Annotated in this window: 25 protein-coding genes; 6 read left to right on the top strand and 19 right to left on the bottom strand. The window is 55.4% G+C overall.

The annotated features are described in order from the left end of the window. The first annotated feature begins 1 nt into the window (after position 1). Both ACFFLD_RS16240 and ACFFLD_RS16235 read left to right on the top strand, forming a co-directional pair. Positions 2 to 1,117, top strand: coding sequence for a metal ABC transporter permease (locus ACFFLD_RS16240; protein ID WP_386042219.1), 1,116 nt, complete (start codon positions 2 to 4; stop codon positions 1,115 to 1,117). Next, a complete protein-coding gene (locus ACFFLD_RS16235) occupies positions 1,114 to 2,043 on the top strand; it encodes a metal ABC transporter permease (protein WP_386042217.1) in 930 nt (309 codons plus the stop codon). The genes ACFFLD_RS16240 and ACFFLD_RS16235 overlap by 4 nt, the downstream gene beginning before the upstream one ends. Positions 2,044 to 2,077: 34 nt before the next feature. On the opposite strand, the gene ACFFLD_RS16230 is transcribed toward ACFFLD_RS16235, so the two are convergent. From ACFFLD_RS16230 to ACFFLD_RS16220, 3 genes are read right to left on the bottom strand one after another with little or no spacing between them, the layout of a single operon-like run. Further along, complete coding sequence (locus tag ACFFLD_RS16230; protein WP_386042215.1) at positions 2,078 to 2,656, bottom strand: SCO family protein; 579 nt, start codon at positions 2,654 to 2,656, stop codon at positions 2,078 to 2,080. A 27-nt stretch (positions 2,657 to 2,683) separates the two neighbouring features. Further along, positions 2,684 to 3,124 carry a copper chaperone PCu(A)C gene (locus ACFFLD_RS16225; RefSeq protein ID WP_386042213.1) on the bottom strand — a complete coding sequence of 147 codons (441 nt, stop codon included), beginning with the start codon at positions 3,122 to 3,124 and terminating at the stop codon, positions 2,684 to 2,686. A 53-nt stretch (positions 3,125 to 3,177) separates the two neighbouring features. After that, positions 3,178 to 3,519, bottom strand: a complete 342-nt coding sequence (locus ACFFLD_RS16220) for a hypothetical protein (protein ID WP_386042211.1) — start codon at positions 3,517 to 3,519, stop codon at positions 3,178 to 3,180. Between the two features lie 133 nt (positions 3,520 to 3,652). Between ACFFLD_RS16220 and ACFFLD_RS16215 the strand changes: the two genes are divergently transcribed. Further along, the gene (locus ACFFLD_RS16215; protein ID WP_386042209.1) at positions 3,653 to 3,853 is read left to right on the top strand and encodes an RES family NAD+ phosphorylase; all 201 of its coding nucleotides are present in this window, start codon (positions 3,653 to 3,655) and stop codon (positions 3,851 to 3,853) included. A 16-nt stretch (positions 3,854 to 3,869) separates the two neighbouring features. Here ACFFLD_RS16215 and urtE read toward each other — a convergent pair whose 3' ends face one another. From urtE to ACFFLD_RS16165, 10 genes are all read right to left on the bottom strand, one after another. After that, positions 3,870 to 4,622 (bottom strand): urea ABC transporter ATP-binding subunit UrtE, encoded by a 753-nt coding sequence (urtE, locus tag ACFFLD_RS16210; protein ID WP_386042207.1) that lies wholly within the window; start codon positions 4,620 to 4,622, stop codon positions 3,870 to 3,872. Further along, positions 4,622 to 5,458 carry an urea ABC transporter ATP-binding protein UrtD gene (gene urtD / locus ACFFLD_RS16205; RefSeq protein ID WP_386042205.1) on the bottom strand — a complete coding sequence of 279 codons (837 nt, stop codon included), beginning with the start codon at positions 5,456 to 5,458 and terminating at the stop codon, positions 4,622 to 4,624. The genes urtE and urtD overlap by 1 nt, the downstream gene beginning before the upstream one ends. Continuing rightward, positions 5,455 to 6,636 carry an urea ABC transporter permease subunit UrtC gene (gene urtC / locus ACFFLD_RS16200; RefSeq protein WP_386042203.1) on the bottom strand — a complete coding sequence of 394 codons (1,182 nt, stop codon included), beginning with the start codon at positions 6,634 to 6,636 and terminating at the stop codon, positions 5,455 to 5,457. Before urtC ends, urtD begins: the two co-directional genes overlap by 4 nt. 3 nt (positions 6,637 to 6,639) lie before the next feature. Next, entirely contained in the window at positions 6,640 to 8,256 is a 1,617-nt protein-coding gene (urtB, locus tag ACFFLD_RS16195) for an urea ABC transporter permease subunit UrtB (protein ID WP_386042201.1), read from the bottom strand. A gap of 95 nt (positions 8,257 to 8,351) precedes the next feature. After that, complete coding sequence (urtA, locus tag ACFFLD_RS16190) at positions 8,352 to 9,743, bottom strand: urea ABC transporter substrate-binding protein (protein ID WP_386042199.1); 1,392 nt, start codon at positions 9,741 to 9,743, stop codon at positions 8,352 to 8,354. 350 nt (positions 9,744 to 10,093) lie between these two features. Continuing rightward, entirely contained in the window at positions 10,094 to 11,620 is a 1,527-nt protein-coding gene (locus ACFFLD_RS16185; protein WP_386042197.1) for a tripartite tricarboxylate transporter permease, read from the bottom strand. Then, positions 11,620 to 12,072 carry a tripartite tricarboxylate transporter TctB family protein gene (locus ACFFLD_RS16180; protein WP_386042195.1) on the bottom strand — a complete coding sequence of 151 codons (453 nt, stop codon included), beginning with the start codon at positions 12,070 to 12,072 and terminating at the stop codon, positions 11,620 to 11,622. Before ACFFLD_RS16180 ends, ACFFLD_RS16185 begins: the two co-directional genes overlap by 1 nt. Next, positions 12,072 to 13,073, bottom strand: a complete 1,002-nt coding sequence (locus ACFFLD_RS16175; protein ID WP_386042193.1) for a Bug family tripartite tricarboxylate transporter substrate binding protein — start codon at positions 13,071 to 13,073, stop codon at positions 12,072 to 12,074. Before ACFFLD_RS16175 ends, ACFFLD_RS16180 begins: the two co-directional genes overlap by 1 nt. A gap of 265 nt (positions 13,074 to 13,338) precedes the next feature. After that, positions 13,339 to 14,070 carry a response regulator gene (locus ACFFLD_RS16170; protein ID WP_386042191.1) on the bottom strand — a complete coding sequence of 244 codons (732 nt, stop codon included), beginning with the start codon at positions 14,068 to 14,070 and terminating at the stop codon, positions 13,339 to 13,341. Positions 14,071 to 14,126: 56 nt separating this feature from the next. Beyond that, complete coding sequence (locus ACFFLD_RS16165; protein WP_386042189.1) at positions 14,127 to 15,800, bottom strand: ATP-binding protein; 1,674 nt, start codon at positions 15,798 to 15,800, stop codon at positions 14,127 to 14,129. Positions 15,801 to 15,922: 122 nt separating this feature from the next. Between ACFFLD_RS16165 and ACFFLD_RS16160 the strand changes: the two genes are divergently transcribed. Next, positions 15,923 to 16,672: a DUF481 domain-containing protein gene (locus tag ACFFLD_RS16160; RefSeq protein WP_386042187.1), complete on the top strand. Its 750-nt coding sequence runs from the start codon at positions 15,923 to 15,925 to the stop codon at positions 16,670 to 16,672. 8 nt (positions 16,673 to 16,680) lie between these two features. Here the strand turns inward: ACFFLD_RS16160 and ACFFLD_RS16155 are convergent, their stop codons facing one another. From ACFFLD_RS16155 to ACFFLD_RS16145, 3 genes are read right to left on the bottom strand one after another with little or no spacing between them, the layout of a single operon-like run. Next, positions 16,681 to 17,445: an ABC transporter permease gene (locus tag ACFFLD_RS16155; RefSeq protein ID WP_386042185.1), complete on the bottom strand. Its 765-nt coding sequence runs from the start codon at positions 17,443 to 17,445 to the stop codon at positions 16,681 to 16,683. Between the two features lie 53 nt (positions 17,446 to 17,498). After that, positions 17,499 to 18,281: an ABC transporter ATP-binding protein gene (locus tag ACFFLD_RS16150; RefSeq protein ID WP_386042183.1), complete on the bottom strand. Its 783-nt coding sequence runs from the start codon at positions 18,279 to 18,281 to the stop codon at positions 17,499 to 17,501. Positions 18,282 to 18,283: 2 nt separating this feature from the next. After that, positions 18,284 to 19,360 carry an ABC transporter substrate-binding protein gene (locus tag ACFFLD_RS16145; RefSeq protein WP_386042181.1) on the bottom strand — a complete coding sequence of 359 codons (1,077 nt, stop codon included), beginning with the start codon at positions 19,358 to 19,360 and terminating at the stop codon, positions 18,284 to 18,286. 310 nt (positions 19,361 to 19,670) lie between these two features. Between ACFFLD_RS16145 and ACFFLD_RS16140 the strand changes: the two genes are divergently transcribed. After that, positions 19,671 to 21,224 (top strand): BCCT family transporter, encoded by a 1,554-nt coding sequence (locus tag ACFFLD_RS16140; protein ID WP_386042179.1) that lies wholly within the window; start codon positions 19,671 to 19,673, stop codon positions 21,222 to 21,224. Between the two features lie 45 nt (positions 21,225 to 21,269). Here ACFFLD_RS16140 and ACFFLD_RS16135 read toward each other — a convergent pair whose 3' ends face one another. Further along, complete coding sequence (locus tag ACFFLD_RS16135; RefSeq protein WP_386042177.1) at positions 21,270 to 22,091, bottom strand: flagellin N-terminal helical domain-containing protein; 822 nt, start codon at positions 22,089 to 22,091, stop codon at positions 21,270 to 21,272. 76 nt (positions 22,092 to 22,167) lie between these two features. Continuing rightward, positions 22,168 to 22,611 (bottom strand): 2-amino-4-hydroxy-6-hydroxymethyldihydropteridine diphosphokinase, encoded by a 444-nt coding sequence (gene folK, locus ACFFLD_RS16130; protein WP_386042175.1) that lies wholly within the window; start codon positions 22,609 to 22,611, stop codon positions 22,168 to 22,170. 160 nt (positions 22,612 to 22,771) lie between these two features. On the opposite strand from folK, the gene ACFFLD_RS16125 reads away from it, so the two are divergent. Then, the gene (locus ACFFLD_RS16125; RefSeq protein ID WP_386042173.1) at positions 22,772 to 23,536 is read left to right on the top strand and encodes an SDR family NAD(P)-dependent oxidoreductase; all 765 of its coding nucleotides are present in this window, start codon (positions 22,772 to 22,774) and stop codon (positions 23,534 to 23,536) included. An 87-nt stretch (positions 23,537 to 23,623) separates the two neighbouring features. Here ACFFLD_RS16125 and ybiO read toward each other — a convergent pair whose 3' ends face one another. Continuing rightward, complete coding sequence (gene ybiO, locus ACFFLD_RS16120) at positions 23,624 to 26,011, bottom strand: mechanosensitive channel protein (RefSeq protein WP_386042171.1); 2,388 nt, start codon at positions 26,009 to 26,011, stop codon at positions 23,624 to 23,626. Positions 26,012 to 26,127 lie beyond the last annotated feature (116 nt).

Genomic DNA, 26,127 nt, shown 5'->3' with positions numbered 1-26,127 from the left:
CATGCAGTGGCTCGATCTTCTATCTGATTACACCTTTCAAAATGTCGTCATTGGCGCCTCGTTGCTAGGGCTGATCAGCGGCCCGCTGGGCTGCTTTGCAGTGCTGCGCCGCCAGAGCCTGCTGGGAGACGCCATTTCTCACGCCGCACTCCCCGGTATATGTCTAAGCTTCATCATCACTGGCAGCCGCGAGATAGGCGGCATTATTATTGGCTCATTGGTCACCGGCTCGTTGGCAGCGCTGACCATGCTGATGCTGACGCGCATGAGTCGACTGAAAACCGATGCGGGCCTCGGCATCTGTTTAAGTATCTTCTTTGCCGTCGGTATTGTGCTGTTAACTTATATACAGGGCACTAACAACGCCTCCCAGGGTGGCCTGGAAGCGTTTCTATTTGGCCAAGCCGCCGCCACCTTGCGCTCAGACCTGTGGGTAATGGGCGCCATCACCCTAGCCACGCTCACACTCATTGCCTTGCTGTGGAAACAGGCCAAGTTAGTCACCTTCGATGCCGAGTATGCCCGCACGCTGGGCATGCCAGTGGCCACCATCGAAGCGCTGCTGACTGCCATGGTGGCCCTGGCGGTGGTAGTCGGGCTGCAAATGGTCGGGGTCATCTTGATGGCATCCATGATCGTGGCGCCCGCAGCCGCCGCCCGCCAATGGAGCCGTCACCTCGGCGGCATGCTGGTCATTGCCGCAGGTGTCGGCGTAGTTAGCGGCATCTCTGGTGCGACCATCAGCACCTTGTCGCGGGGGTTGGCGACAGGTCCACTCATCGTTCTTACGGCCACGGTGATCGTGCTGACGTCATTGGCGTTAGCACCGGGGCGAGGCCTGATCTGGGGCATTATCAAGCACTACCGGCAGAAAGGTCGGTTACACAAGCAGCAGCTGCTTTATGCTTTCTACAAACATCCCGAGGGCAGCGCCAGCCCTCGCTTGCAAGCTACCTGGTGGTCACGCATCACCCTTCGCCGACTCAAGCGCCAAGGCTATCTCACCCGCACACACGCGGGCCAAGCATCGCCTGGCAAGGCTCGCTGGGGGCTGACAGCAGCCGGTTATGAGGAAGCGAAAAAAGTGGTCGCGGCGTTTGAGGAAACGACTTCATGATAGCGGACATACTCAACAGTAGCGCCCTACAGATTATGCTGGTGGGAGCCATGGTCGGCATTGCCTCTTCGGCAGTAGGAACGTTTCTGGTCTTGCGCGGGAACAGCATGCTCTCGGATGCCATTAGCCACTCGATTGTCTTCGGGATCGTAGTGGTGTGGTTGCTCACTCATCAGCAAAGCGGACTTGTTCAGCTCGTCGGCGCCGCGCTGACTGGCCTATTGACCGTACTGCTGACCGAGGCCCTGGCCAGTACCAAGCGCGTTAAGCAGGATGCCGCCATTGGGCTTGTTTTCCCTGCGCTTTTCTCTATTGGCGTGTTGTTACTCAATATCTACGCCCACGATGTGCATATTGATACGCACACCGTACTGCTAGGTGAAATCGGCTTTGTATGGCTAGACACGACCGAGCTATGGGGAATCCATATTCCTAAGGCGGTCATTACCATGGGCATCATGACCGCCTTCAACTATGGATTTATCGTCTTGTTCTATAAAGAGTTAAAGATCTCGACCTTCGACCCGGCCTTGGCTAAAACCCTGGGGTTTATGCCGACGCTGCTGTTCTATGTATTGCTGATGTTAACCAGTTCTACGGCGGTTGCCGCGTTTGATGCGGTGGGCGCGGTGCTGTTTATCGCCTTTGCGATTGTGCCGCCTTCGGCGGCGTACCTGTTGACCGACCGGCTATGGGCCATGTTCATCATTGGCGCCTTTATCTCGATTGCTTCCAGCATTTCAGGCTATTACCTTGCTGTTTACTGGAATGTTTCTATCGGCGGCATGATGGCGGTGATGACCGGCGTCTTCTTGATGCTCGCGTTTTTGGCAGGCCCGCGTTACGGCGTGATCACCCAGCGCCTGGAGCGGCGCCGGGCGCGCCAAGCTCCAACGGCGCCTCCCGAGGCCCACTCGGAACACTAGCCACACTAACGCAATGATAGGATGACGCTGGTTATTAGCGAGAGGAGATCAACTGCCTGATATCTGCAACGATGGATTCTGTCGTGTCGTTTTCACGGATCATGAACTTGGCGTCACCTTGCTGATCAAACGCAAACACGGCGCTTGTATGGGTAACGTCGTAGTGACCGTTGGCATTCGCATCACCGTATGAGTAGCTAATGCGGTACCGGTTAGCCACGGCGTCGATATCTTCCCTGTCGCCCGTCAGGCCCGAAAACTCAGGTCCAAATGCGTCAGTATAAAGACGCAACACTTCGGGCGTATCGCGCTCGGGGTCGACTGTAATGAACAACACCTGTATCTGCTCGCGCGCATCAGCATCAAGCTGCCTTATCGCGGTCGCCAAGTTGGCCAGGGTAATAGGACAAATATCCGGACAATGGGTATAACCGAAATAGACCAGGTTGGCTTTGTCGGCGTAGTCGGTTTCGTCGACCTCACTCCCCTGCTCATTGACCAAATCAAAATCGAGCACAGGCATTATTTCGGAGATATCGGTCGTTCGCCAACGCTCTTCGCTACAGCCGACCAAGCCCAGCAACCCTATCGTTAAAAACAGCCTTTTGAACATGGGCAAATATCCAAACCAAGCAGGTGTTTATTGTGAACCGGGGGCAACCACCGTGAAAGTGACCGGCAGCGGTTGCTGATCTTCGAAATGAAGCAGCACCTCTACTTCATCGCCTTCAGCCAACGACACCGTTCTATGCATAAACATCAGGTGATATCCCTGAGGAGCAAAGGAGAAATCTTCACCCGGTGCTACCTCGACCTCATCCACTGCGTGCATGCTCGCAACACCCTCTTCATGCTTGCTCACATGCATTTCAGTCATGTGGAAAGCGTCACTTTCGGCGCCTACCAACACCATTGGCTCATCACTGGTATTGGTAATAGTGAAGTAGCCAGCACCAGGCAGATCCCCAGGTAACAGGCTTAACCGTGCGTCAGTAATCTCGGGTTCCGCCGCGAGCACGCTGCCGGCCGATAGCATGAGCGTTAGAAGCCCCAACACAACGTTATTCAATACGGTTCGCATTTGCCTTTCCTTCACGGTGAGTAGACGAGTGCCTTTACTTATACCCAACGGCGTTATGAACAAATGGACGCAAGGCCACAGCTCGACTGATAACGTTGGGAGTTGATATCAAGCGTGAGATGACTGTTGACCGAGTCGTAATAAAAAGGCGCAAAGCCTTTTTCAGCTGACGATGTCTTGTATAGACCACACACACCGTAGCCATAGTTGACGCTTTGAAGATGCTGAAGTTCTATGTCACTGGAGGTATCGAGAGCCGTTGCCAACGCATGTTGGACATCAAAATCCACCTCGTTCTCGGACATCGCCTGACGACCAAATATAAATCCCCCCAAGAGCAGTATGGCAGCAAGGGGCAAGGCAATGAGCAGTGTAAAAGCACGTTTTTGGCGCATAGCTGAGCTTTCTAGCAGGTCTCGTGAATGTCATTTTAAACCATCGATCACTCTACCGGCTGGTGCCCTATATAGCCAATGGGAGCGGCTTATTGCGCCAATCTGCCACACCCGTAGAACGCACTATCATTCATTGCTGCTAGCACGTTTTCCCCGCAAAAACGACGACGTGGGCGATGGCTGGCTGGCATCCGACCAGAGTTTAGCCCTAGCGCTCCCCAGCGTCGTCGTGCCGAGAGAGCTCAATTACATGCTCAACCCGGCACATCCCCTGTTTGCTGAGATCGTCTCGTCAGCCGAGCCGCTTCCCTTTCAGCCCGACCCAAGACGTTAAACCGGGTGTGGATAACTTAAACCGTCAGATGCTGCTTGATCAGCTCATTGGAAAGCTCGCTAATATCGCCTTTGGCGACTGGGCGGCCACGGTCCATGATCACGAAGCAATCCGCATATTTGCGTGCAAACGGCAGCTTCTGCTCAACGAGCAGCACCGTAAGACCATCCTCGTCGATTAGCTTACGTATCACCTGACCGATCTGAGCGACGATATTGGGTTGAATCCCCTCGCCTGGCTCATCAAGAATCAACAGTTTGGGTTCGATGACCAGCGCCCGACCAATGGCCAGCTGCTGCTGTTGACCACCGGATAAGTCCCCACCTCGGCGGTGCTTCATCTCTTTCAGCACAGGGAACAGCTCATAGACCCGCTCCGGGATCTTTTTCAGCCCGTCGCCGCGCGCGGCAAGACCGGTACGCAGATTCTCTTCCACGGTGAGCAGCGGGAAAATTTGCCGTCCCTGAGGCACATAGCCAATCCCTAACCGCGAACGTGCCTCCACCGCCTGTTTGGTCAGCTCAACCTCGCCTGCCTTACTGCTTTTATTGGCGTCCAGATTGGCGGCCTTACTATTACTAACAGGGCTATAGCGCAGTGCACCACTTTTAACCGCTACTTCGCCCATCACTGCTTTTAGCAGCGTGGTTTTCCCCACGCCGTTGCGGCCCATCACGCAGGTACACTGGCCTGCAGGCACCTCGAGATCCAGATCCCAAAGGGTGTGGCTTTCGCCATAAAACTGGTTCAACTTTTCAATCGCTAGCATCAGGCAGCCTCCTCGTCATCAGCGCCGAGATACACCTCTATCACGCTAGGATCGCTGGACACCTGGTCCATGGTGCCTTCCGCCAGCACACTGCCCTGGTGCAGCACGGTTACCTGGCGGGCAATCGAGCGCACAAAGCCCATGTCATGCTCCACCACGACCACGGACTGCTTACCGGCAAGACCTGTGAGCAATTCAGCGGTGCGCTCCATTTCCTGCTCGGTCATCCCCGCTACCGGCTCATCCACCAGCAATAGACGCGGGCGCTGCATCAACAGCATGCCGATCTCCAGCCACTGCTTCTGGCCGTGGGAAAGAATGCCCGCTGGCTGATAGCGCAATGCTGTCAGACCAATGGTTTCCAGCACCTCGTCGATGCGATCCTTGATCTCGCCGGTCATGCGCGCGGTAAGTGTAGGGAAAATCCGCTTGTCTGCCGCCATGGCCAGTTCCAGGTTTTCAAATACCGAGAGCGCTTCAAACACGGTGGGCTTTTGAAACTTGCGGCCAATGCCCAGGCTCGCGATATCAGGCTCGTTCATGTGGAGCAGGTTATGACGGCTGCCGAACCACACGCTGCCGCTGGTAGGGCGGGTCTTGCCGGTGATGATGTCCATCATGGTGGTTTTACCCGCCCCGTTGGGGCCGATAATGCAGCGCAGCTCACCATCGTTGATGGTCAGGTTGAGGTTATTGATGGCTTTAAAGCCATCAAAGCTGACGGTGACATCTTCCATATACAGGATAGGCCCGTGGCGTACATCCACCGGCGACGCCTGAGGCGCCATAAAATCGAACACCCGGTCACGCTGGGAAAGCGATTGGAGCAAGCTCATGCGGAAGCCTCCTTGTGCGCGCGTGGGGAGTCAGAAGCGCCTGTTTGATCATCACGCGTGCGACGCTTGAAGTAGTGAAACAGCCCCGCGACCCCTTTGGGCAGAAACACCGTGACCAGCACGAACATCGCCCCTAGCGCAAACAGCCAGGCATCGGGCATCACCCCGGTAAAGATGGTTTTCGCGTAGTTGACCAGGATGGCACCGATGACCGCCCCATACAGCGTGGCGCGACCGCCCAGGGCAACCCAGAGCACAATCTCGATAGAGAAAATCGGTGAGAACTCGCTGGGATTGATAATCCCCACCTGGGGCACGTAGAGCGCCCCGGCCAGGCCCGCCAGCATGGCCGACACCACGAACACAAATAGCTGAAAGCGCTCGACCCGGTAACCGAGAAATCGGGTGCGCGCTTCGGCGTCACGCGTGGCAATACTCACCCGCCCCAGCTTGCTGGTGACTATCGCGCGGCAGAGAATAAACCCCAGCGCCAGGGCAATGCCGGTGGCCAGAAACAATCCCAAGCGCGTGGCGTCACTTCTCAAGTCAAAGCCAACAATTTCGCGGAAGTCGGTGAGCCCATTATTGCCGCCAAAGCCCATTTCATTACGAAAGAACGCCAGCATCAGCGCGAACGTCAGCGCCTGGGTGATGATTGAGAGATAAACCCCGGTGACCCGTGAGCGAAACGCCAGAAAACCAAACACCAGCGCCAATAGGCCCGGCGCCAACAGCACCATGGCGAAGGCGAACCAGGCCATATCAAAGCCTTGCCAGAACCACGGCAGGCTGTCCCAATTCAAGAACACCATGAAGTCCGGTAACACCGGGTGGCCGTAGGTACCGCGATCGCCAATCTGGCGCATCAGGTACATGCCCATGGCGTAGCCGCCGATGGCGAAAAAGGCGCCGTGCCCCAGACTCAAGATGCCCAGATACCCCCATACCAAATCCACCGCCACGGCCAGCAGTGCGTAGCTTAGGTATTTGCCGAACAGGTTGACGGTATACGCTCCGATATAAAGCGGGTTATCCGGCGGCACCGCCACATGCAGCAGCGTGACCAGCGCCAGCGCCGCCACCAGTACCCCTAAAAAAATCTGTGTGGAGCGTTCACTGAACGGACGTGTCAGCCAAAAACGGGATGATTGCACACTTGATGAGATTGTCGATGTCATCGCTTAGCCCTCCGCAGCCCGGCCCTTCTGCGGGAAGAGTCCACGCGGGCGTTTCTGAATGAATAGAATGATGAAGACCAGCACAATGATCTTGGCCAATACCGCTCCGGCCCAGGGTTCCAGCACCTGATTGATCACCCCAAGCGATAGCCCGGCGACCAGCGTTCCCCACAGGTTGCCCACGCCGCCAAACACCACCACCATGAACGAATCGATGATGTAGTTTTGTCCCAGGTTGGGGCCAACGTTGGTGAGCTGGGAGAGCGCCACACCGGCAAGACCGGCAACGCCGGAGCCCAGCGCGAACGTCATGATATCCACACGCGTGGCGCGAATGCCCATGGAGCGTGCCATGGCGCGGTTCTGGGTGACTGCACGCACTTCGAGCCCCAGCCGCGTACGACGCATGATCAGCATTAGCCCGACAAACACCACCAGCGCGAAACCGAGCACGAACATGCGGTTGAGCGTTAATGACAGCGCATCGTTAACCACCAGTGAGCCGCTCATCCATTCGGGGGTAATCACGGTGCGGTTTAGTGGTGAAATCACCGTGCGCACCAGCTGCTGCAAGATCAAGCTAACCCCGAAGGTCGCCAGCAGCGTTTCAAGAGGGCGGCCTTTAAGGAATTGAATCACTCCGCGCTCAATGGCAATACCCGCCAGTGCGGCGACCATGAAGCCAGCAGGGATCGAGAGAATCAACGCCAAACCAGGTTGGCCGGGCAACAGTTGCTGCATCGCCCAAGTGGTGTAGGCCCCCAGCATCATCAGCTCGCCATGGGCCATGTTGATCACGCCCATGACGCCGAAGGTGATCGCCAGACCAATCGCTGCCAGTACCAGCACCGAGCCAAGGCTCAAACCGAAATAGAGCGTCTCCAGCCCGCGGTTAATTTTAAGCTGCTGCTCGATACCCGCCAGCGAAGCCGCGGCGGCATTGGCCACTACTGGGTCGTCGCTATTGGCCGCGCGGCTTAACGCTACGCGTGAACGCGGATGCAGACTGCCGTCGAGGGCTTCGACGCCGGCCATCTCGCCCGCTTCAGCGCGATAAATCGCCACCGCCTGGGAGAGCCTGGAACGCACCTGATCGTCCTCTTCCTGTTCAATCAAGTCATTGAGCGTCGGTACTAATTCTGCGTCTACTTCGCCCAATAAACGCACCGCGGAGGTACGCCGACGCTCAACATTGGGCGAGTAGAGGTCGACGACCGCAATGGCGCTGCGCAACTGATTGCGCAGGTTGTTGTTGATGCCGATACGGTCCAGGTCGCGGCGGGACATCTCGCCCAGCGCCTCGCCGGTTAACACATCGGCGACGGGCCAATCACGACCACGGTTCTCGAGCACCAGCACAAATCGGCCATCCTCGGTGCGCTGTAGGCGGCCATCCAGCAATGCCTGGAGCCACTCACGAGCGCGTTCGTCGTCGCTTTGTAAAATAGCGGTGATGGCTTCGCCTTTAGCGGTATACGACTCAACGTCTAACGCTTCTAACAGCTTGAGCGCGGCGGCGTCATTGGTCGGGCTACTGGCGGTGTCCGTTTGCGCCTGCGCGGTGAGGGAAACTCCCACCAGCAAAAAGCAGAGCAGCGCCAAGGAAAGGAAACGCCTCATAGGGTTCTTCCTTTGGTTATCTGAAAGGGAAAGATAGCGTGCTCCTTGCCGCGCCGTGGTGAACGACGCAGCAAGGGGTTATTTCAAAAAGCGCGTTACTCGGCCAATGCCGCTTCGGCTTCTTCTACGGCGGTGCTACCGCCACACGAGCCGTTGACGACGTTAAAGTTGCCGCACTCCATCGGCTTGCGCCAATCGGCAATCAGGTCACGCGAGCCAGGTAGATAGTCAGACCAGGCGTCGCCCGCCACGGTCGACGGCGTTTGCCAGACGATATCGAACTGGCCGTTGTCCTGGATTTCACCAATCAGCACCGGTTTGGTGATGTGATGGTTGGGCATCATGGCCGCATAGCCGCCGGAAAGGTTCGGCACGGTGACGCCGATGATGGCGTCTTTAACTGCATCCACGTCGGTGGTGCCCGCTTTGCGCACCGCTTCCGCCCACATATTGAAGCCAATGTAGTGCGCTTCCATGGGGTCGTTGGTCACGGCCATATCGTCGCCGGTGTACTCGATCCAGGCATCGATAAAGTCGTAGTTAGCGTCGTTATCCACGCTCATGAAGTAGTTCCAGGCGGCCAGGTGGCCGACCAGCGGGCCAGTATCGATACCGGTCAGTTCCTGCTCACCTACCGAGAAGGCAATGACCGGGATATCGGCAGCGTCGATGCCCTGGTTAGAAAGCTCGGTGTAGAACGGGACATTGGCGTCACCGTTAACGGTCGAGATCACCGCCGTCGGTTTACCCTCTTCGCCAAAGCGACGAATTTCCGCCACGATGTTCTGCCAATCGGAGTGACCGAAGGGCGTGTAATTGACCATGATGTCTTCGTCCGCGATGCCGTGCTCATCTTTTAGGAATGCTTCGAGGATGCGGTTGGTGGTGCGCGGATAGACATAGTCGGTACCGACCAGCGCAAAACGCTCGATACCCACTTCATTAATCAGGTACTCAACGGCCGGAATGGCCTGCTGATTAGGCGCGGCACCGGTATAAAAGACGTTTTCTGACGACTCTTCGCCTTCGTACTGCACCGGATAGAACAGCAGGCCGTTGAGCTCTTCGACTACCGGCAGTACGGATTTACGTGATACCGAGGTCCAGTTGCCGAAGATGACATCAACCTCTTCCTGGGCCAGCAGCTCCCGGGCGCGCTCGGCAAACAGCGGCCAGTTAGACGCGGGGTCAACGACAACGGCTTCCAGTTGGCGGCCCAGCAAGCCACCCGCCTCGTTCTGCTGTTCGATCAACATCTCGACGGTGTCTTTCAGGACCGTTTCACTGATCGCCATGGTGCCCGACAGGGAGTGCAGGATACCGACTTTGATCGGGTCATCATCCTGGGCGATGGCCTGAGTGCTGGCCCCCATCACAGCGGCGGAGAGTAGTGCGATAGCGAGACGGCCGGGGGAACGGCTTGAGCGCGCTTGTGGTTGATAAGAGAGTGTCGAGCGAGAGTGGGTATTGTGTTGCAATGTGGTCACTTGAACCTCCTTGCACCCCTTATGTTTGGGGTTTGTTGATTGGCTTCGCGCTTGGCGCTTTATTGTTAGCTGCCCGAACGCGTCCACTAGCCATTAGTACCTGCAAGGGGTGCGCCAGATTGGCACAAGGCTGACATAAACCTCTTTAATCAATTGTTTGGGAGTTGATTAAAAACTTCCAACCTCTCATAGTGCACCAAGATAAAACACCAACCCAAGGGTAAAGCACTACATCAATGCACCAAGAAGAGACAATGCACCAAATCGGCACCCGAGCTAGTGACCCATAAAAAAACGGGGCGCCGACTTTCGTCGGCGCCCCGTTTTAGCAGGCTTGATAGCGCTAACGCTTAATCGCTATCAGAGTTGCCTGTTTCAATCGGATTGCGCATCCGCCTACGCAGCAGCGGACCGATGATGTAGGGCAAGATCAACCCCATGCCCGCAAAGACCCACAGTCCAATGGCCAGGCCACTGTCCCAAAGTATCATCCAGTCACCGTCAGAGATATCCATGGCATGACGCAGGTTTTTCTCCATCTCTGGCCCTAGCAACAAGCCGAGAATGACCGGCACCAGCGGAATCTCCAGCTTGCGCAGAATATAACCGCCCACCCCGAACGCCACCATGAAGTAGAGATCAAAGGTGGTATTGCTGATCGAGTAAATACCCACGAACGCCACCATGGTAACAATCGGCAGCAGGTACATCGGCGGCACGGAAAGCAGCTTCACGAAGATACCTACCAACGGAATGTTGAGTATCAGGAGCAGGAAGTTACCAATCAATAGTGCCGCGATCACGCCCCAGACGATGTCGGCGTTCTGGGTAAACATCAACGGCCCAGGCGTGATATTGAGCGAGATCAACAGCGCCAGCAGCACTGCGGTCGTACCGCTACCCGGCACACCCAGGGTCAACATGGGCACCAAAGCACCGCTGGAAGCACCGTTGTTGCCAGCTTCTGGGGCAGCAACACCACGCGGGTCGCCTTGGCCGAAATTGCCTTTTTTGCCCAATACACGCTTTTCCAGGGTATAGCTTATAAAGCTGCCCAGGGACGCGCCGGCGCCTGGCAGCACCCCGGCAATAAATCCGAGTACCCCACCACGGAAGCTGGTCGGCAGAATGTCGCGAATATCTCTCCAGGAAAGCGTCAGCTTGTTAACCGACATCTTTTCCTTGCCGCCACCGGCACGTTCCTCAATAAAGAACAGCAGCTCAGAAATGGCGAACAGACCAACAATGGCAATAATGAAGTCGACGCCTTCGAATAGCTCAAGCACGCCGAAGGTGTAGCGCTGCACGCCCGTATTGTCGATACCGACAGTGGCGATCATCAGCCCGATACAGGCAGCCACCACCGTTTTGACGGGATTCTTACCGGTAATACCGCCCAGGGTGGCGAATGCCAACATGAACAGCGCAAAGTATTCCGCCGGACCAAACGTCAGCGCGAACTTAGCCAATAGCGGCGCCAGCAGGATCAAACCGACGGTAGCGACCAGACTACCCACAAACGAGGCAATCGCAGAGATCGCCAACGCCTCGGATGCCTTGCCCTTCTGAGCCATGGGATAACCATCGAGGCAGGTCATCATGGCCGGCTCGTCGCCGGGAATATTAAGCAGAATCGACGATATACGCCCGCCGTACATGGCACCGGCATACACCGAGGTCAGCATGATCAGCGCGGTGTCAGGGGCAAGCCCCAGACTGAAGGCCAGCGGAATCAGGATGGCCACACCATTGGCCGGGCCCAACCCCGGCAAGGCACCGATCAAGGTACCCAAAAAGGCACCTAATAGGGCGAACATCAGGTTATGGGGCTGCAGCGCAACGCCGAAACCATCCATCAGATAACCTAGCGTTTCCATCAGTTCATCTCCAGGAAGGACAGCAGACCCAGCGGTAAGGCGAGATCCAGCGCAAAACTGAACAGGAAGTAGACCACCACCCCGGAGATCGCCCCGGTTAGATAGGCAGCAACCGGGCGCGCGCCCATACGCCAGCAAAGCGTGCCCACGGCCAGGGCTGTGCTAATAATAAAGCCCAATGGCTGCAGCAACATGGCGTACAGAATCAGTACCACTATGGCGACGACCAGCTCGATACCGGTACGACTCCATGGCCAGGCATTGTCGGGGTCAGGGCGTACAATCAAGTACAGACTGGAAATAGCCAATACGACGGCCAGCAGCTTCGGAAAGGTGTCAGGGCCAACCGCCTCGGCCCCACCAAACGGCTCCGGGAACTGAGTAGCGGCCCAGCCGTACGCGACGGCCAGGACGATCATCAGGACCCCAAAGATGCGGTCGTTAAAGGTCATTACTGAATCAACCCGATATCTTTAGAAAGCTGTTCAATTTCGTTGATCTGGTTAAGAACAAACTCTTCGAACTCACCCGCCGTCATGTGAAATGGCATCAACCCGTTCTGCGCCATGACGTTCTGCCACTCTTCGCTCTCGTAAATGGTATCCATGGCGTCGGTCCAATACGCTTCAGCCTCGTCTGAAATATCAGCAGGCATGTAGAAGCCGCGCCAGTTGGGGCCAATGGCGTCAATACCTTGTTCGCGAGCGGTGGGAATATCAGCCAGATCACCGGGTAGGCGCTCTTCTGAAAGCACTGCCAACACGCGCAGATCACCAGACTCCATGAACCCTTGAGCTTCGGTGATATCGCCGGTGAAAGCATCCACGTGACCACCGATTACCTGAGTGAGCGCTTCACCACCATTGTTGTACGAAAGATAGGCAATGCGTGGAAGGTTCTCGACATCAGCGGCCTGCGCGGCAATCAATACTTTGAGATGATCCCAGCCGCCTTTGGCGCTACCGCCAGCGAACTTGACGCTACGCGGATCTTCTTTGAGTAACTCCATCATTTCATTGAGGTCATCGATTTCGGAGTCAGCGCCGACCGCGATAATGCCGTAATCAGCCCCTAACGCACCGATCCAGTTGACCATATCTGCCGATAGCCCGGGGAATTGACCTTGAGCCAAACGGGTAGTGGTGGCCGTCGAGGCTGCCACGAGCAGTTGCTCGTCGCCAGCACGCTTGCTCACGGTGTGTGCAAACGCCACGCCGCCACCAGCGCCGGCCATGTTGATGGTCTGTACATTCGCGGGCACCAGGTCAAGCTCTTGCATGACGTTACCCACGCTACGGCAGGTAAAATCCCAGCCGCCGCCAGGATCGGACGGGGCGATACACTCAACCTTACCTGTCGGCTCAAAAGCGACGGCATTGCTGGAAAAAGTAGTCATGGCGGCTAGCGGCAGAGCCAGCAGAGTCACCAGTTTGAAAGAAGATTGACGAGTCATAGCGTTCTCCACGTATTCAGTGTTGTTGTGTGGGTTATTGTTGTAGCAGCATTATCTTACAGTGAGGTTTTACGCCCCGAACGTTAAAAGAACGTGACCCTGACCGACAAGCTTGTGCGCATAAAAGACAAAAAGTTCTTTTTGGGCATTTTGTTCATTTTGCTCACGGCGATACACGACACTACCCTCATTACCCACGCTCATACGTATACGCTACGTACACGCATAAATACACCCTAGTTTATGGTGAGCCGCGTAGCGCGTCTTATAGCGAATCTAGCCATGCATGGGCAGCCTCAAGCAGGCGGTAACGCCGCTCCGGCCGCCCCACATCGCCGTAGCCTAGCTCGGCACTCACCGCCTGTTCCGCCACTAAAAACTCTAAATAGCGGCGTGCAGTGGAGCGGCTTGCGCCCATGATGCGTGCCATCTGCATGGCGGTGAGGGAATCTGACGCGTCGGCCAGGGCGTCGATGACTCGGCGCAGCGTCAGCCGGTCAATGCCTTTGGGCAGGGTCGGGGATTTAATACGCGAGGGTTCACCAGGCTGCAAGCGCGCCAGCACGTGGTCCAGTTCATCCTGATTCATTTCCACACGGCAGGCTAGCGCTTCACGCTCGCGGCGAAAGCGCGTCAACATTTGCGTCATTCGCGCGGCTTCAATCGGTTTGATCAGATAATCAAATACGCCGCCACGCAGCGCCTCGCTAATCGTCTCGACTTCTCTCGCCGCGGTCACCATGACGATATCCACGTGCACATAGTCACGGCGAATCGCCCACAGCAATTCCAGACCTTCCACGTCGGGAAGATAGGCATCCAGTAAAATCAGTTGAATGCTGGCAGCGCGCTCCGCCATGATCGCCTTCGCTTCGCTACCGTTACGCGCCATGCCGGCCACGTAAAAACCTTCGCTCTGCTCAATAAAGGCGCGATGGATATCAGCAATGCGAAAATCGTCTTCAACGACCAAAATGCCATATTGCCCTGCAGACATTACGTTCCCCCTAGCCGTTGTGATTATTGTCGTTGAGCGCGTGTTGGAAATAGCTTTTAAGATGGCTTCTGGCACAGTGAACGGTCGAGGACGGCGATAAAGCACGCACCGCCCAGCTCGCTCTCTTCCAGCGTCACGGCACCGCCGTGCTGGCGACAGAACCTGGCGACCAACGCCAGACCAATGCCCTGATGCTTACCCGTTTTGGTCGAAAAACCTTCCTGAAAAATCGACTCTGCGAGGTGAGGCGGCACGCCCGCACCATTATCCTCCACTTCCACCAGCAGTTGCTCGCCCAAGTCGGTGAAAAAAAGACGCACGTTAGGCGCTTCACTAGGCCCGTTAAGTGCCGCGTAGCAGGCATTATCCAACAAGTTGCCCACCACACTCATCATCACCTCCTGACCGGTAGGCGTTAACTTGCAGGAGAGCGAGCTCTGCTCATCAATTTTCAGCGTCACGCCCAGCTCGCGCGCCCGCGTCAGTTTACCCAACAGTGTGCCGCTCAGCACGGCATCGGCCACGTGGCGCATTAAGAAGCTCATCTGCGCCTGGGCACGCTCGGTTTCCTGATGGATGAGCGCTAGCGCCTCGGCGCTGCGATCAAGCTGCAGCAGCCCCGAAATAGTGTAAAGTTTATTGGAAAACTCATGGGCCTGGGCACGCAGCATATCAACGTCACGGCTAGCCTGTGTCAACGCCTGAGAGAGATCAATGATCTCGCGGCGGCTACGAAAGGTCGCCACCGCTCCCTCTATCTCGCCCTCATGCAGAATGGGGACACGATTGACCACCACCGGGTGATCACCTAACCACATTTCCTGGTCAAACTCCTGCTCGCCGCGCCTGAGCACCTCCAACAGCCGTGAATTGGGGACAATTTCCCGAATGGGCTGGCCCAGCAGAACATGCTCATCGGCTAAATTGAGAAAGCGCCGCGCCTGTTGATTGACCAAGGTAATCTGGCCTTCGCGATTAACCGCCAAAATACCCTCATGAATCGACTGCAAAATCGCCTCTTTTTCCATAGCCAGCCGTGCGATTTCATAAGGCTCCAGCCCTAAAATGACCTTTTTAAGATGCTGCGACAGCCAGTAAGCCCCCGCAAATCCGAAACAGACCATCAACGCCACCAGCGCCCATCCCAAGCTGGTATAGCGCACCACATCCTTCTCGACGCGGCTCATCATAAAGCCGACAGAAACCAGGCCAATAATATTGCCTTGTGCATCCCAGATAGGCGTTTTGCCCCGCATGGCTGTCCCCAACGTGCCGGTAGCCTCTGAAATATACGATTCACCTTGCAGCAGCGCTGGCCCATTATCCCCGCCCACCATTGGCTGCCCTAAACGCTCGGGTACAGGATGGGAGTAGCGAATCCCCTGCGTATTGCCTACCACCACATAGCGAGCCCCGGTTTCATGGCGAATGCGCTCTGCGATTGGCTGAATAATGCTGGCAGGGTCAGTGATTTCAAAGGCATTGATAATTTGCGGCATTGACGCCACCGCCTTGGCCACGGCCAGGGCGCGCTCGCCCATCTGATGGCTAATGATGTCCGCCTTGCGATGATTGAGATAGGTGCCCTGCGCCAGTAGCATACCGGCCAGCAACAGCCCCACTAGAAGCATTACCTGTAGACGGAAACTGCGTTTATACCAACTGCGCCTTTTGCGCGTTCGGTTCCAGCGCTGCAGGTCGGCTAATGTGCGGGGGCGATAAGCGGTCATAAGTAGACTCGAAAGGCGGACCGCAACATTATGGCACGCGCCAGCAAACGACGTTAATCACCGTCATTTTTGTCATCTTTCACTGATATAATGTCGCCTCGCCGAAACCAAGGAGGGATGTAGTGGCTATTGTTCGATGGATACTTTTGTTGTCCTGCTGGCCTTTGTGGCTAGCCACTGCTTATGCCAATCCTTTCTACGCCCCCCCTCCTCCGCAGGAAGATGCGCCGGTGTTCAGTGGCGATGCCGAACTGGGCTTTACTCGCCTTTCAGGCAATACCGACAGCCAAACATTGATCGGTAAAATGCGCTTAACGTGGTTGACGGGTAACTTCACCTATTCGCTGCGTGGGGAAGTGCGTAACGTTAGCAAGGGTGGCGATACAAGCGCTGAGCAGTACCTGTTGGCAGGCCGTGAACGCTTCGAGCTGGACGGCCCGCATTACCTGTTTGGGTTTGCCCGTTGGGAGAAGGATCGCTTTGCCGGTTATGACCAGCAGTTGTCGGCGATTGGCGGCTATGGACGGCAGATTTTAGCGAGTGACATACATATCTTATCGTTGGAGGCGGGGCCGGGCTATCGGCACGACAGGCTGCGTGACCATGGCAATTATCAGTTGCCGGTGGCCTATACGGCGCTGGATTACGTGTGGAGCGGGTTCTCTGAGTACGCCGACATTCAGCAGGAGATGTCGCTTGAGTATACCAGTCAGAACATTACCTCCCGCTCGCTAACGGCGCTCACCGCCAAGCTTAATTCCAAGCTGTCGTTGCGCTTATCCCATGAGATTAAACACAACTCCGCGCCACCTGACGACACCAGTGAGCGCACCGACACCACCACCACGGCCTCGCTGCTTTATCGTTGGTAAATCTACGTTTACTGGCCGCGATGGGCCCACCCCGTCATGCGTTTTTCTAGTTGGGCAAACAGCTCGTACATCACCATCGCCATAGCACTGATCACCAGCAGCCCAGCAAAGACCAGGCCCATGCGCATTTGCGAGCCAGCGCTCATCATCAAATAGCCAATGCCCTGGTTGGAGGCAACGGTTTCTGACACTACCGTGCCCACAAAAGCCAGCGTAATAGCGACTTTTAACGAGGCAAAAAAGTAGGGTAGCGAGCGTGGCAGGCCGACCTTCAGCAGCACATCCAAACGCCTGGCACCGAGCACCCGCAACACATCTTCCAACTCAGGCTCAAGCGTGGCTAAGCCAGTCGCCACGTTGACGACAATGGGGAAGAAGCAGATCAAGAAGGCAGTGAGTATCGCTGGCACCGAGCCAATCCCAAACCAAACTACTAAAATCGGCACAAAGGCCACTTTGGGAATGGCATTAAAACCGACTAAAAGCGGGTAACAGGCGTTATACAGAAAACGCGACGAGCCAAGAATAAAGCCCAGCACCAACCCCACCGCAACCCCCAGACCAAATCCGATCAACGTGGTCCAGAACGTTTGCCATGAGTGCATACCAATGGGCCCGGCGTAGGTCACCAACGCTTGGGCGGTTTCTAATGCGCTAGGAAAGATAAAGCTTGGGACCTCAAATAGACGAACCGTGACTTCCCAGATAACCACCAGGGCCACCACCGCCAACCAGGGCGCTAACCGTTCTATCAGTTTATTATTTACTGCCATGAATGCTTACCGTCGTAAAAGCACGCTCTAAAAGTGGCCATGCAGGATAACGTTCAGGTACTGCGTACTTCGCCTATTTGCGCACGCAGCTCTTGGACCAGGTCGATAAAAGGTTTTTGGTAGGTTAATTCCAGCGCACGGGGGCGTGGCAAGTCGATCTGGCGACGCTCAATGATGCGACCAGGACGGCGGCTCATGATATAGACGGTGTCGGCCAGAAACGCCGCTTCGCGCAGGTCATGGGTCACGAGCACCACCGTAAACCGCTGCTCTTCCCATAGATCGCGCAGCACACACCACAGCTCTTCGCGAGTAAATGCATCCAGCGCACCAAATGGTTCGTCCAGCATCAGTAGTCGCGGCTGATGAATCAACGCCCGACAAATAGAGGCACGCTGCTGCATGCCGCCAGAAAGCTGCCACGGATACTGGTCTTCATAGCCCTCCAACCCCACGGTTTTAAGCAGCTTGCGTGCCCAGCCAATAAACTCTTCGCGCCGCTTACGAAACTGATGACGATAGGGTTTAACGATTTCCAGCGGTAATAGCACGTTATCCAACGTCGTTCGCCAAGGCAGCAAATTGGCGTTTTGAAATGCCATACCGGAGATCTTTAACGGCCCAATAACCGACTCGCCATCGACCTGAACGGCACCACGAGTGGGTGAGTGCAGCCCGGTACACAGCTTCATAAACGTCGACTTACCACAGCCGGAAGGTCCTACGAAGGCAACGAACTCGCCTTCGTGGATGGAGAGATTGATATCTTCGATCGCATTGCCCGTCGCGTCGTAGGCGAGACTTACGTCATCAAAGCTGACAAACGCTGCCGACATGCCTATTCACCTTCCGACGTGAACAACATGCGCGCTTCCTGGGCAGGTAAGTAGCGTGACGTAAACACCTGTTCTGGCGAGGGTACCGAGGGCAGATCATAAGCGTCGGCCACCAGTTGAATCGCCTGGGCCAACCGCTCCTCATCGACACTGCCTACGCCCTGCTCACGCGCCTCTGGGGTATCGACGACGCTTTCCAGCGCTAGCTTCAGGCGCCGGGTCTCCATTTCCACATCAATCAGACCATCGCGATTTTTAACATACTCAATGGCCGCCTCAGGGTCGGCAATGGTCTCGCCCAACGCACGATTAAAAGCGCGTAGAAAGCCTTGTACGGCGTCAGGATTCGCTTCTGCGAAAGATTCGCTGGCGATGATCGCGTTGCCGTATAGCGGCACACCGTAGTCAGGGAACGGCATGATGGTCAGGTCTTCTTCACTCATGTCACGCTCTTCAAGGTTGAGCAGGCTAGTGAAATAGAAACCGGTAATGGCATCCACATCGCCACGGGTCAGCAGTGTTTCACGTAGGGTAGGATCGACATTTTGCCACTCCACCGCATCGGCTTCTAAATCATTGGCGGCGGCAAACACGCCCCAGGCGCGGTAACCGGTATCAAACGCTGGTGCGGCAATGGTTTTGCCGGCTAAGTCAGCCGGGCTCTCGATACCGCTGTCCTTGCGAGCAAACACCGCGGCAGGCGTGCCATCGTAAACGATATAGACGCCCTGGATGCCAGGGCCCTCGGGGTTCTCGGCAAGAAACTCGACCAGAGCGTTTAGATCGCCAAAGCCCATCTCATAAGCACCTGAGGCTACCCGGTTGATAGCACCGGCTGAACCGCTGCCTGAATCGATTTGAACATCCAGGCCTTCGTCCGCGAAGTAGCCTTTCTCCTCCGCCATTAGAAAAGGCGCGGAGGGACCTTCAAACCGCCAATCCAACTGAAAGCGAATCGAGGTGTCGTCAGCGTGGCCGACAGCAGGAATCAATACCAGTACTGCCGTGCAACCAGACACTAGCGACAAGGCAAAACGGGGTAAAGCAATAGCGTTGCGGAGAGCATTAATGAGCGTCATCGGAACTACCTTGTATACAAACATGTTATGACAGCTGCCATTGCAGCAACACTGCCAAATCTAATTTTATTATTATTTTTCAGCGACTTATTTATCAACCAGGAAGCGCCACTCCTGCTGAATGCGCCACAATAGAGCGATTGCACCCTGATTATGCACCAAGTTAAAACATATTAGACGTTGGTCTATATCGCTGGTATACTATGTTCAGTTTCCTGTCCTCGCGCCATTCTTTGAATGGCGCTTTTTTTTTGCTGCGCTTTCCGCATTTGCGCTGTTTCCTCATGTTCCACCACAGGTGTTCTTATTGATGAACCAACCAACCCCCGATGCTGAAAGCCATCAGCGTTCCTCTCTTGGCGACCCCATCGTACTCACGCTAAGTATTGGATTTATTGTGGCCTTTCTAGGTCTATCCTTTTACGACATCTCGCTTGTGGCTGATGCCATCAGCACAAGTTTCAGTTGGACGGCGCTGGTATTCGGCAGCTACTTTCAGCTCTTGCTGCTACTCACTTTCTTTATTGCCATGGGCATTGCAGCAACCCCGGCGGCCAAGGCTAAAATTGGCAATCTGGATGCACCAGAAATGAGCACGTTCAAGTGGCTTTCGATCATTCTGTGTACGCTTTTGGCAGGTGGCGGCGTGTTTTTTGCCGCTGGTGAGCCCATCTCTCACTTTTTGGTCACGCCGCCCGCCTTTGACACCGAGCCAGGTACGCCCGAGGCGGTGGCTGGCGCCCTGGCGCAAGCATTCACGCATTGGGGATTTATTGGCTGGGCGGTGCTCGGCTCGTTATCCGCTATCGTGCTAGCCCACGCTCACTATGTGAAAGGCCAACCGCTTCAGCCGCGCACCCTGCTTTACCCGCTGTTTGGCGAGCGCCTTCTGCGAGGTCCATTAGGCGGCATTATTGATGCCTGCTGCGTCATTGCCGTGGTGGCCGGCACGGTCGGGCCGATCGGCTTCCTGGCAACTCAGGTAAGCTTTGGTCTGCATGAAGTATTTGAGCTTCCCAATAATTACACCAGCAAGCTGCTCATCTTGGCAGTGCTGGGCGTTATATATGTGCTATCCGCCGTCAGCGGTGTGCATAAGGGCATGCAGATGCTCAGCCGTTTCAACGTTTTCCTGGCCCTGGCGGTCGGGGCGGTGATTCTGGTGTTTGGCCCCACGCTGTTTTTATTCAACAGCTATTTTGCTGGTATGGGCACTTATATCAGCGATTTTCTCCCCATGGCGACTCAGACCGCTGACACCGCCCCTGCCTGGTGGTTGCAGTGGTGGACGGTGTTTTTCTTTGCCTGGTTTATCGGCTTTGGCCCGCTGGTGGCGATTTTTGTGGCACGTATCTCTCGCGGTCGCAGTATCCGCGAGATGATTATTGCGGTGGCAATACTGGCGCCTGTCGCTACCACGGTCTGGTTCACCCTGCTGGGCGGGTCGGGTATCTATTACCAGATGACCGGTGTCTTTGATTTAACCGAGCCACTAAGCAACTTTCAGTTTGATGTGGCTACCCTGGCCGTTGCTCAGTCGCTGCCGGGCGGCGCCTTTATGACCATGGCCATCTTGCTGCTCACGACCATCTTTGTGGCGACGACAGGCGACTCCATGAGCTATGCCATTGCGGTGGTAGGTGCCGGCCATGACGACCCAAGCGCGATCATGCGAGCGTTCTGGGGAATTGCCATGGCGGTGATGGCGGGGGTGCTTTTGCATATGGGAGCGGGCCAGATCGCGGCGTTGCAACAATTTATTGTCGTCACCGCCATTCCCGTCTCGTTCATTCTGTTGCCCTCACTATGGGATGGACCCAAGGCCGCTTATGCCATGGCCCGCGAGCAGGGCATTATTGACTAAGTAAGCGGCGCATATAGTGCTGTCTAACTTATAGCTCTGCCACCCTTACAGTCCTTCCAGCAGCCGTAGAATCATCTGCGGCTGCCGGTTGACCTGCGCCAGCATCGCGATGCCCGCTTGCTGCAGGATCTGAGCCCGCAGAAGGCTGGAGACTTCCCGTGCGTAATCGGCATCCTGAATACGTGACCGGGCAGAAGAGGTGTTGATAATGCTGTTATCCAGGCCTTCAATGACGCTTTCAAAGCGATTCTGCACAGCCCCCATATAGCTGCGTTGACGATCCAGCTTCTTGATCGCCTCATCCACCCTATCTATAGGATTTTCTGTCCCACTACCATCGTTCAGCACGCTTAGGCCTTCCAGCCCTAATCCCTGCAAGTTCATGGCTTCAAAACGAACGGCAATGGTATCGCCCGCGTTCGCGCCGACCTGAATGTTGAGCGATTGAGTCTCATCAATCAGCCCAATCCCATTGAACTGACTTTGCCCTGCGATGCGGTCAATCTCTTCCAAGCGCTGACCAATCTCGGCCTGAATAGAAACAAGATCATTAGACGAGTTGGTGCCGTTAGCCGCCTGTACGCTCAGTTGGCGAATGCGCTGCAGATTATCGTTGATCTGATTAAGAGAGCCTTCTGCTGTCTGCACCATGGAGATGCCGTCGTTGGTGTTGCGAATCGCCTGGTGCATACCATTGATTTGCGCCGTCATGCGATTGGCAATGGCTTGACCAGCGGGATCGTCTTTAGCGCTATTGATACGCAACCCAGAAGAGAGCCGCTGCATGGCGGTCTGCATCGTTTGCTGACTGCTGCGCAGATTATTCTGCACCACTAGGGACATTAGGTTGGTATTTAGGCTGAACAACGCATGCCTCCGGGAGCATTCGCCAGCCTGATGGCTGACAGCTATAGCATTACTATCGGCCTACAGAAAAAAATAATTAGGGATTAGCGGGCATCAGGAAACGACCACTGCCGTCAAGAATTTCATCGATCGGCTTTTTGACGTAGTCGTACTGGTAATACCCCTCGTCCACTATTTGCCCATCCCACGCCACAATGTCCAGATCCATGGTGCGCGGCCCCGACTTTATCGCCCCTCGTACCCGCCCCAAGCGATTTTCCACCTCTTTGAGGTAGCTGCGAAATGCCTCACGCTCCAACGGCGTGCTCACCAGCAGCGCCGCGTTTAAAAAATCAGGCTGCTGCTGGTAACCCACCGGCGGGGTGCGAATAGCATTTGAATAGGCCAGCAACTCACACTCATGGTTAATAATATCGAGAGCTTGAACAAAATAGTGTTCAGGATCGATATTGGATCCCATCGAGATGAAACATTCGTGGCGCGCAGCAGCCCGCTTGGCTGGCAACGTCGTTGGCGACATAGCGACATCCTTTCAAGCAAGTGACGTCTTATCAAGTTGCTTTGCAGGCTTATCAATACCGCCAAGCAGGCCTCACGTGCAAGCCCGGTTATAGGTGATTGACAAACGTTGCGCTCACGCAGACAGTTTTGCTACCCCATTACAATAAAGGCAGGGCGATATGCACCAACAAGCTGCGTTAATAACGGGTGGTGCCACCCGCTTGGGTCGATACTTTTCCGAAGCGCTTGCTGATGCGGGGTACGATATCGCCTTGCACGTTAATCGATCCCGAGCAGAGGCTGAAGATGTCGCTCGCGTTATTCGCGCTAAAGGACGCCAGTGTGAGTTATTCCCCTGCGATTTTTTAAGCGATAGCGCCAGTGAGGAATTAAGCGCCTTAGTGCGCTCGGCAAAACAATGTTTTCCAGGCCTTTGTCTGCTGTTAAATAATGCCTCCGCCTATGAGCCTGCGTCGATTGCGACCACCGAACTCGCCACGCTGGAAACCCAATTTAGAGTCAATCTGTTTGCTCCGCTTTTACTTATCCGTCACTTTGCTGAGTCAGTTCAAGCGGGCCAGGTGGTCAATATCATTGATAATAAAGTGGCCTATCATCAATACCCTTATGCGGCGTATCTTCTGTCGAAAAAAAGTTTAGCCGAGATGACCCGCATGGCGGCGCTTGAGTTCGCGCCCCACCTGCGTATTAACGGCTTAGCCCCCGGCGTGGTACTGCCAGCCTCACGGCGTACCAGCGATTATATTGACTGGCGGCTTGACGGTATCCCCGTCAAGCAACAGGGCACTCCCAATCACTTGGTGCAGGCGCTGCATTATCTGCTCAATAACGATTTTGTGGCCGGACAGATTTTGTTTGTCGATGGCGGTGAGTCGATCAATATTGAGGGGCGACACTCGGAAAACTATCCCGGCAAACGATAGCGGTAAAAACGGGACGCCTTATACGCAACGGGGCCGCCAAAAGGCGGCCCCGTTGCGGATTTAAAACACTCCTTCCATCACGACACGTTAGGTTTCATCCACGTCATCGTGGTCGGGCTTATGATGGTCGGGTTCCTGAATTTCCTGCACCTCTTGCTGGCTGTCGTGCTTCGCAATAGGCGCCTCTTCGACCTTCTTCTCTTTAGCCGTCGACTCCAATACCCGTACGTGTGCAGGCGGTGGATTGCCGTTTTTATTATCGCCAAAGTAAAGCGTAGTGTGCGGGAAGGGGATCTCGATACCCGCCTCATCAAAGCGCAGTTTCACCAGGCGATTATAGGCACGGCCGACGCCCCACTGATCGCCCGGTGTGGTTTTAATCACCACACGAATATTCACCGAGCTATCCGCAAGGGCGGTCACGCCCGCAACCGTCAAGTCGGCCAACAGCTTGTTGCCGAATTCTTCACTCGCTTTGAGGTCCTCAAAGGCCAGCTTGAGTTGCTCAATCGCCTCATCAATGCTTTCGCTATAGCCAATACCGTATTCGCCCACATGGTTACCGTACTCACGCATGTAGTTCGAGACCGTATCGACACTGGAGAATGGCACAATGTGATAAGTACCGGATAGATCGCGGATGCCGACAGAACGGATGCTGAGTCGCTCAGCCGTCCCGGTGACGCCGCCTACCGTGACCACATCCCCGGTGTTCATGGCATTTTCAATCTGGATGAACACCCCGGTGATAACGTCCTGCACCAATTTTTGAGCACCAAAACCTATCGCCAAACCCAGTACACCAGCACCGGCAATTAGCGGGCCTATATTGATGCCAATCTCCGCCAGCACAATCATTCCGGTGATCGTCACCATGGCAATAGCCAGCGCATTACGGAACAAGCTAAGCAGTGTTTTTGCCCGCGCGGAGGGCTCGCCATAACCGGTTTCGGGATTGAGCTTGTGCTCAATCAAACTCGCAAGCCCCAGCCAAACGGCGAGCGCAACAATCAAAATTACCGACACGCTAATGAGGTTACCCACCAGGTTGGCACCGCGCTCGGAGGCATACCAGGCGGCTAAATCAAAGGCGCCCCAGGCATTAAGCACGACCATGATGACCACGATCAAAATAACCGTGCGTAGCACACGCAACGCATTGGGAACGTAGCTATTCAAACGCTTTTCAAGTAGCGGTAGCTTGCGGCGAAGATCGTCCGACAACGTAATACGCCGACCAATGGTCTGGGTAAGGAAAGACGACACCAACAGACCGACGACAATCGCCGCCAATGACTTCAAGGTGGCGAACATGACAAATGGCAGCGCATCGCCAGGGCGCGTTAACGTCAGTACAAAGACGATTAAGAAGTACAACAGCGCGAAAAGATGCCATGTACGGGCAAATAGCTGGAGAGACACCCGGCTCGCGGTTAGCGTGGATTTGGCCGCCATCTCATTTAAGTTATTGCGCAGGCGAAGGCGGTTTTTAAGCACCACCGCTACCGCATAGATAAACGCCAACAGCATGATCAACGTGCCGAGCGCCTGGCCCAGCGAGGCCGCTATATAGAAATTAACCAACGGCACCACGACCATCAGGCCATACCCCACCATGCCGATTAAGCGGGCTAACCAGCGATTCCAGTAAGACGCTTCTGGCGCAGAAATCGGCAGTAAACGCAGCCCTTCATAGCGTGACGAAAACAGCATTCGCACACCCGCCTTGAGCAGTTCAATAATTAAAAAGGCGTTTAAAAACAGTGAGGCGCGAGTAGAAAGCTCCCCAGCTTGGCCGATGGCGAAGGTGGCCAACAAATTGCCGCCCACGTAGGCCAGACCGACAATTAACACATCGACAATCGCCGCAATCACCACACAGACGATCAAACGCAGTACCGGCGTTAAATTACTTCCCTTTAGCGACCAGATACTGATTTTAGTAAATAGCGGTTTCGCCAATCGCCGAAAAATCATAAACATCGCGAACGTGGCGACAATCACAATACCTAGATTGATCGCCGCACTGGTGAACGCGGACATATCGAAAACGCTGTCGCCCTCATTAACTTCGAATAACCCTCCAATGAGCCCTACTACTTGCTCAAACTGGCCACCGACATCGCTCACCACACGGCTGGTTAGCTCTGCTAACTGGCGCGGCAAAGAAACGTCTTCAGGCGCTATTTCGCTCCCTTGTGCGGCGGCTTCAGGAGACAGCTCGTTGGCAACGCCAGCGGGTAGCGCCGTTGCCTGATTACGCAGCATCTCAATCAACTCCTGCCGCGATTGCTCATTCTCCAGGAGACTCGCCAGCGCCTCATAGGACGTCGGCTCGACCGGGGTGGAAGAGGCGTCTCCGTCGGCACTCGCCGATGTACTGGATGTACTCTGCGCCAGTGCTGGCGTCGCCATTAAGGCCAGCATGGCCAGTAGCCAGACCCCTAGCCAGGGTAATAAACGAAGTGGCTTCACACCTTGATCTCCTTTGGTGAGTGTTGTGTTCAATCTAACGGCTAGTTAATTTTAAGCAAGTACACTAGGCACTCGATGATGCACATACTTTACACTGCCAGCGCAGCTGGTTAAAA

Origin of the sequence: Vreelandella sulfidaeris, from assembly GCF_042429665.1 — a bacterium.
Lineage (GTDB): Bacteria > Pseudomonadota > Gammaproteobacteria > Pseudomonadales > Halomonadaceae > Vreelandella.
The sequence above is the reverse complement of the archived record's forward strand: the minus strand, read 5'-3'. Positions and strand labels throughout refer to the sequence as shown.

What these genes read in the sequence shown, in the direction of transcription:
- ACFFLD_RS16240 (WP_386042219.1), top strand. Translation starts at nt 2, where the DNA reads ATGCAGTGGCTCGATCTTCTATCTGATTACACCTTTCAAAATGTCGTC.
- ACFFLD_RS16235 (WP_386042217.1), top strand. Translation starts at nt 1,114, where the DNA reads ATGATAGCGGACATACTCAACAGTAGCGCCCTACAGATTATGCTGGTG.
- ACFFLD_RS16230 (WP_386042215.1), bottom strand. Translation starts at nt 2,656, where the DNA reads ATGTTCAAAAGGCTGTTTTTAACGATAGGGTTGCTGGGCTTGGTCGGC.
- ACFFLD_RS16225 (WP_386042213.1), bottom strand. Translation starts at nt 3,124, where the DNA reads ATGCGAACCGTATTGAATAACGTTGTGTTGGGGCTTCTAACGCTCATG.
- ACFFLD_RS16220 (WP_386042211.1), bottom strand. Translation starts at nt 3,519, where the DNA reads ATGCGCCAAAAACGTGCTTTTACACTGCTCATTGCCTTGCCCCTTGCT.
- urtE (WP_386042207.1), bottom strand. Translation starts at nt 4,622, where the DNA reads ATGCTAGCGATTGAAAAGTTGAACCAGTTTTATGGCGAAAGCCACACC.
- urtD (WP_386042205.1), bottom strand. Translation starts at nt 5,458, where the DNA reads ATGAGCTTGCTCCAATCGCTTTCCCAGCGTGACCGGGTGTTCGATTTT.
- urtC (WP_386042203.1), bottom strand. Translation starts at nt 6,636, where the DNA reads ATGACATCGACAATCTCATCAAGTGTGCAATCATCCCGTTTTTGGCTG.
- urtB (WP_386042201.1), bottom strand. Translation starts at nt 8,256, where the DNA reads ATGAGGCGTTTCCTTTCCTTGGCGCTGCTCTGCTTTTTGCTGGTGGGA.
- ACFFLD_RS16185 (WP_386042197.1), bottom strand. Translation starts at nt 11,620, where the DNA reads ATGGAAACGCTAGGTTATCTGATGGATGGTTTCGGCGTTGCGCTGCAG.
- ACFFLD_RS16180 (WP_386042195.1), bottom strand. Translation starts at nt 12,072, where the DNA reads ATGACCTTTAACGACCGCATCTTTGGGGTCCTGATGATCGTCCTGGCC.
- ACFFLD_RS16175 (WP_386042193.1), bottom strand. Translation starts at nt 13,073, where the DNA reads ATGACTCGTCAATCTTCTTTCAAACTGGTGACTCTGCTGGCTCTGCCG.
- ACFFLD_RS16170 (WP_386042191.1), bottom strand. Translation starts at nt 14,070, where the DNA reads ATGTCTGCAGGGCAATATGGCATTTTGGTCGTTGAAGACGATTTTCGC.
- ACFFLD_RS16165 (WP_386042189.1), bottom strand. Translation starts at nt 15,800, where the DNA reads ATGACCGCTTATCGCCCCCGCACATTAGCCGACCTGCAGCGCTGGAAC.
- ACFFLD_RS16155 (WP_386042185.1), bottom strand. Translation starts at nt 17,445, where the DNA reads ATGGCAGTAAATAATAAACTGATAGAACGGTTAGCGCCCTGGTTGGCG.
- ACFFLD_RS16150 (WP_386042183.1), bottom strand. Translation starts at nt 18,281, where the DNA reads ATGTCGGCAGCGTTTGTCAGCTTTGATGACGTAAGTCTCGCCTACGAC.
- ACFFLD_RS16145 (WP_386042181.1), bottom strand. Translation starts at nt 19,360, where the DNA reads ATGACGCTCATTAATGCTCTCCGCAACGCTATTGCTTTACCCCGTTTT.
- ACFFLD_RS16140 (WP_386042179.1), top strand. Translation starts at nt 19,671, where the DNA reads ATGAACCAACCAACCCCCGATGCTGAAAGCCATCAGCGTTCCTCTCTT.
- folK (WP_386042175.1), bottom strand. Translation starts at nt 22,611, where the DNA reads ATGTCGCCAACGACGTTGCCAGCCAAGCGGGCTGCTGCGCGCCACGAA.
- ACFFLD_RS16125 (WP_386042173.1), top strand. Translation starts at nt 22,772, where the DNA reads ATGCACCAACAAGCTGCGTTAATAACGGGTGGTGCCACCCGCTTGGGT.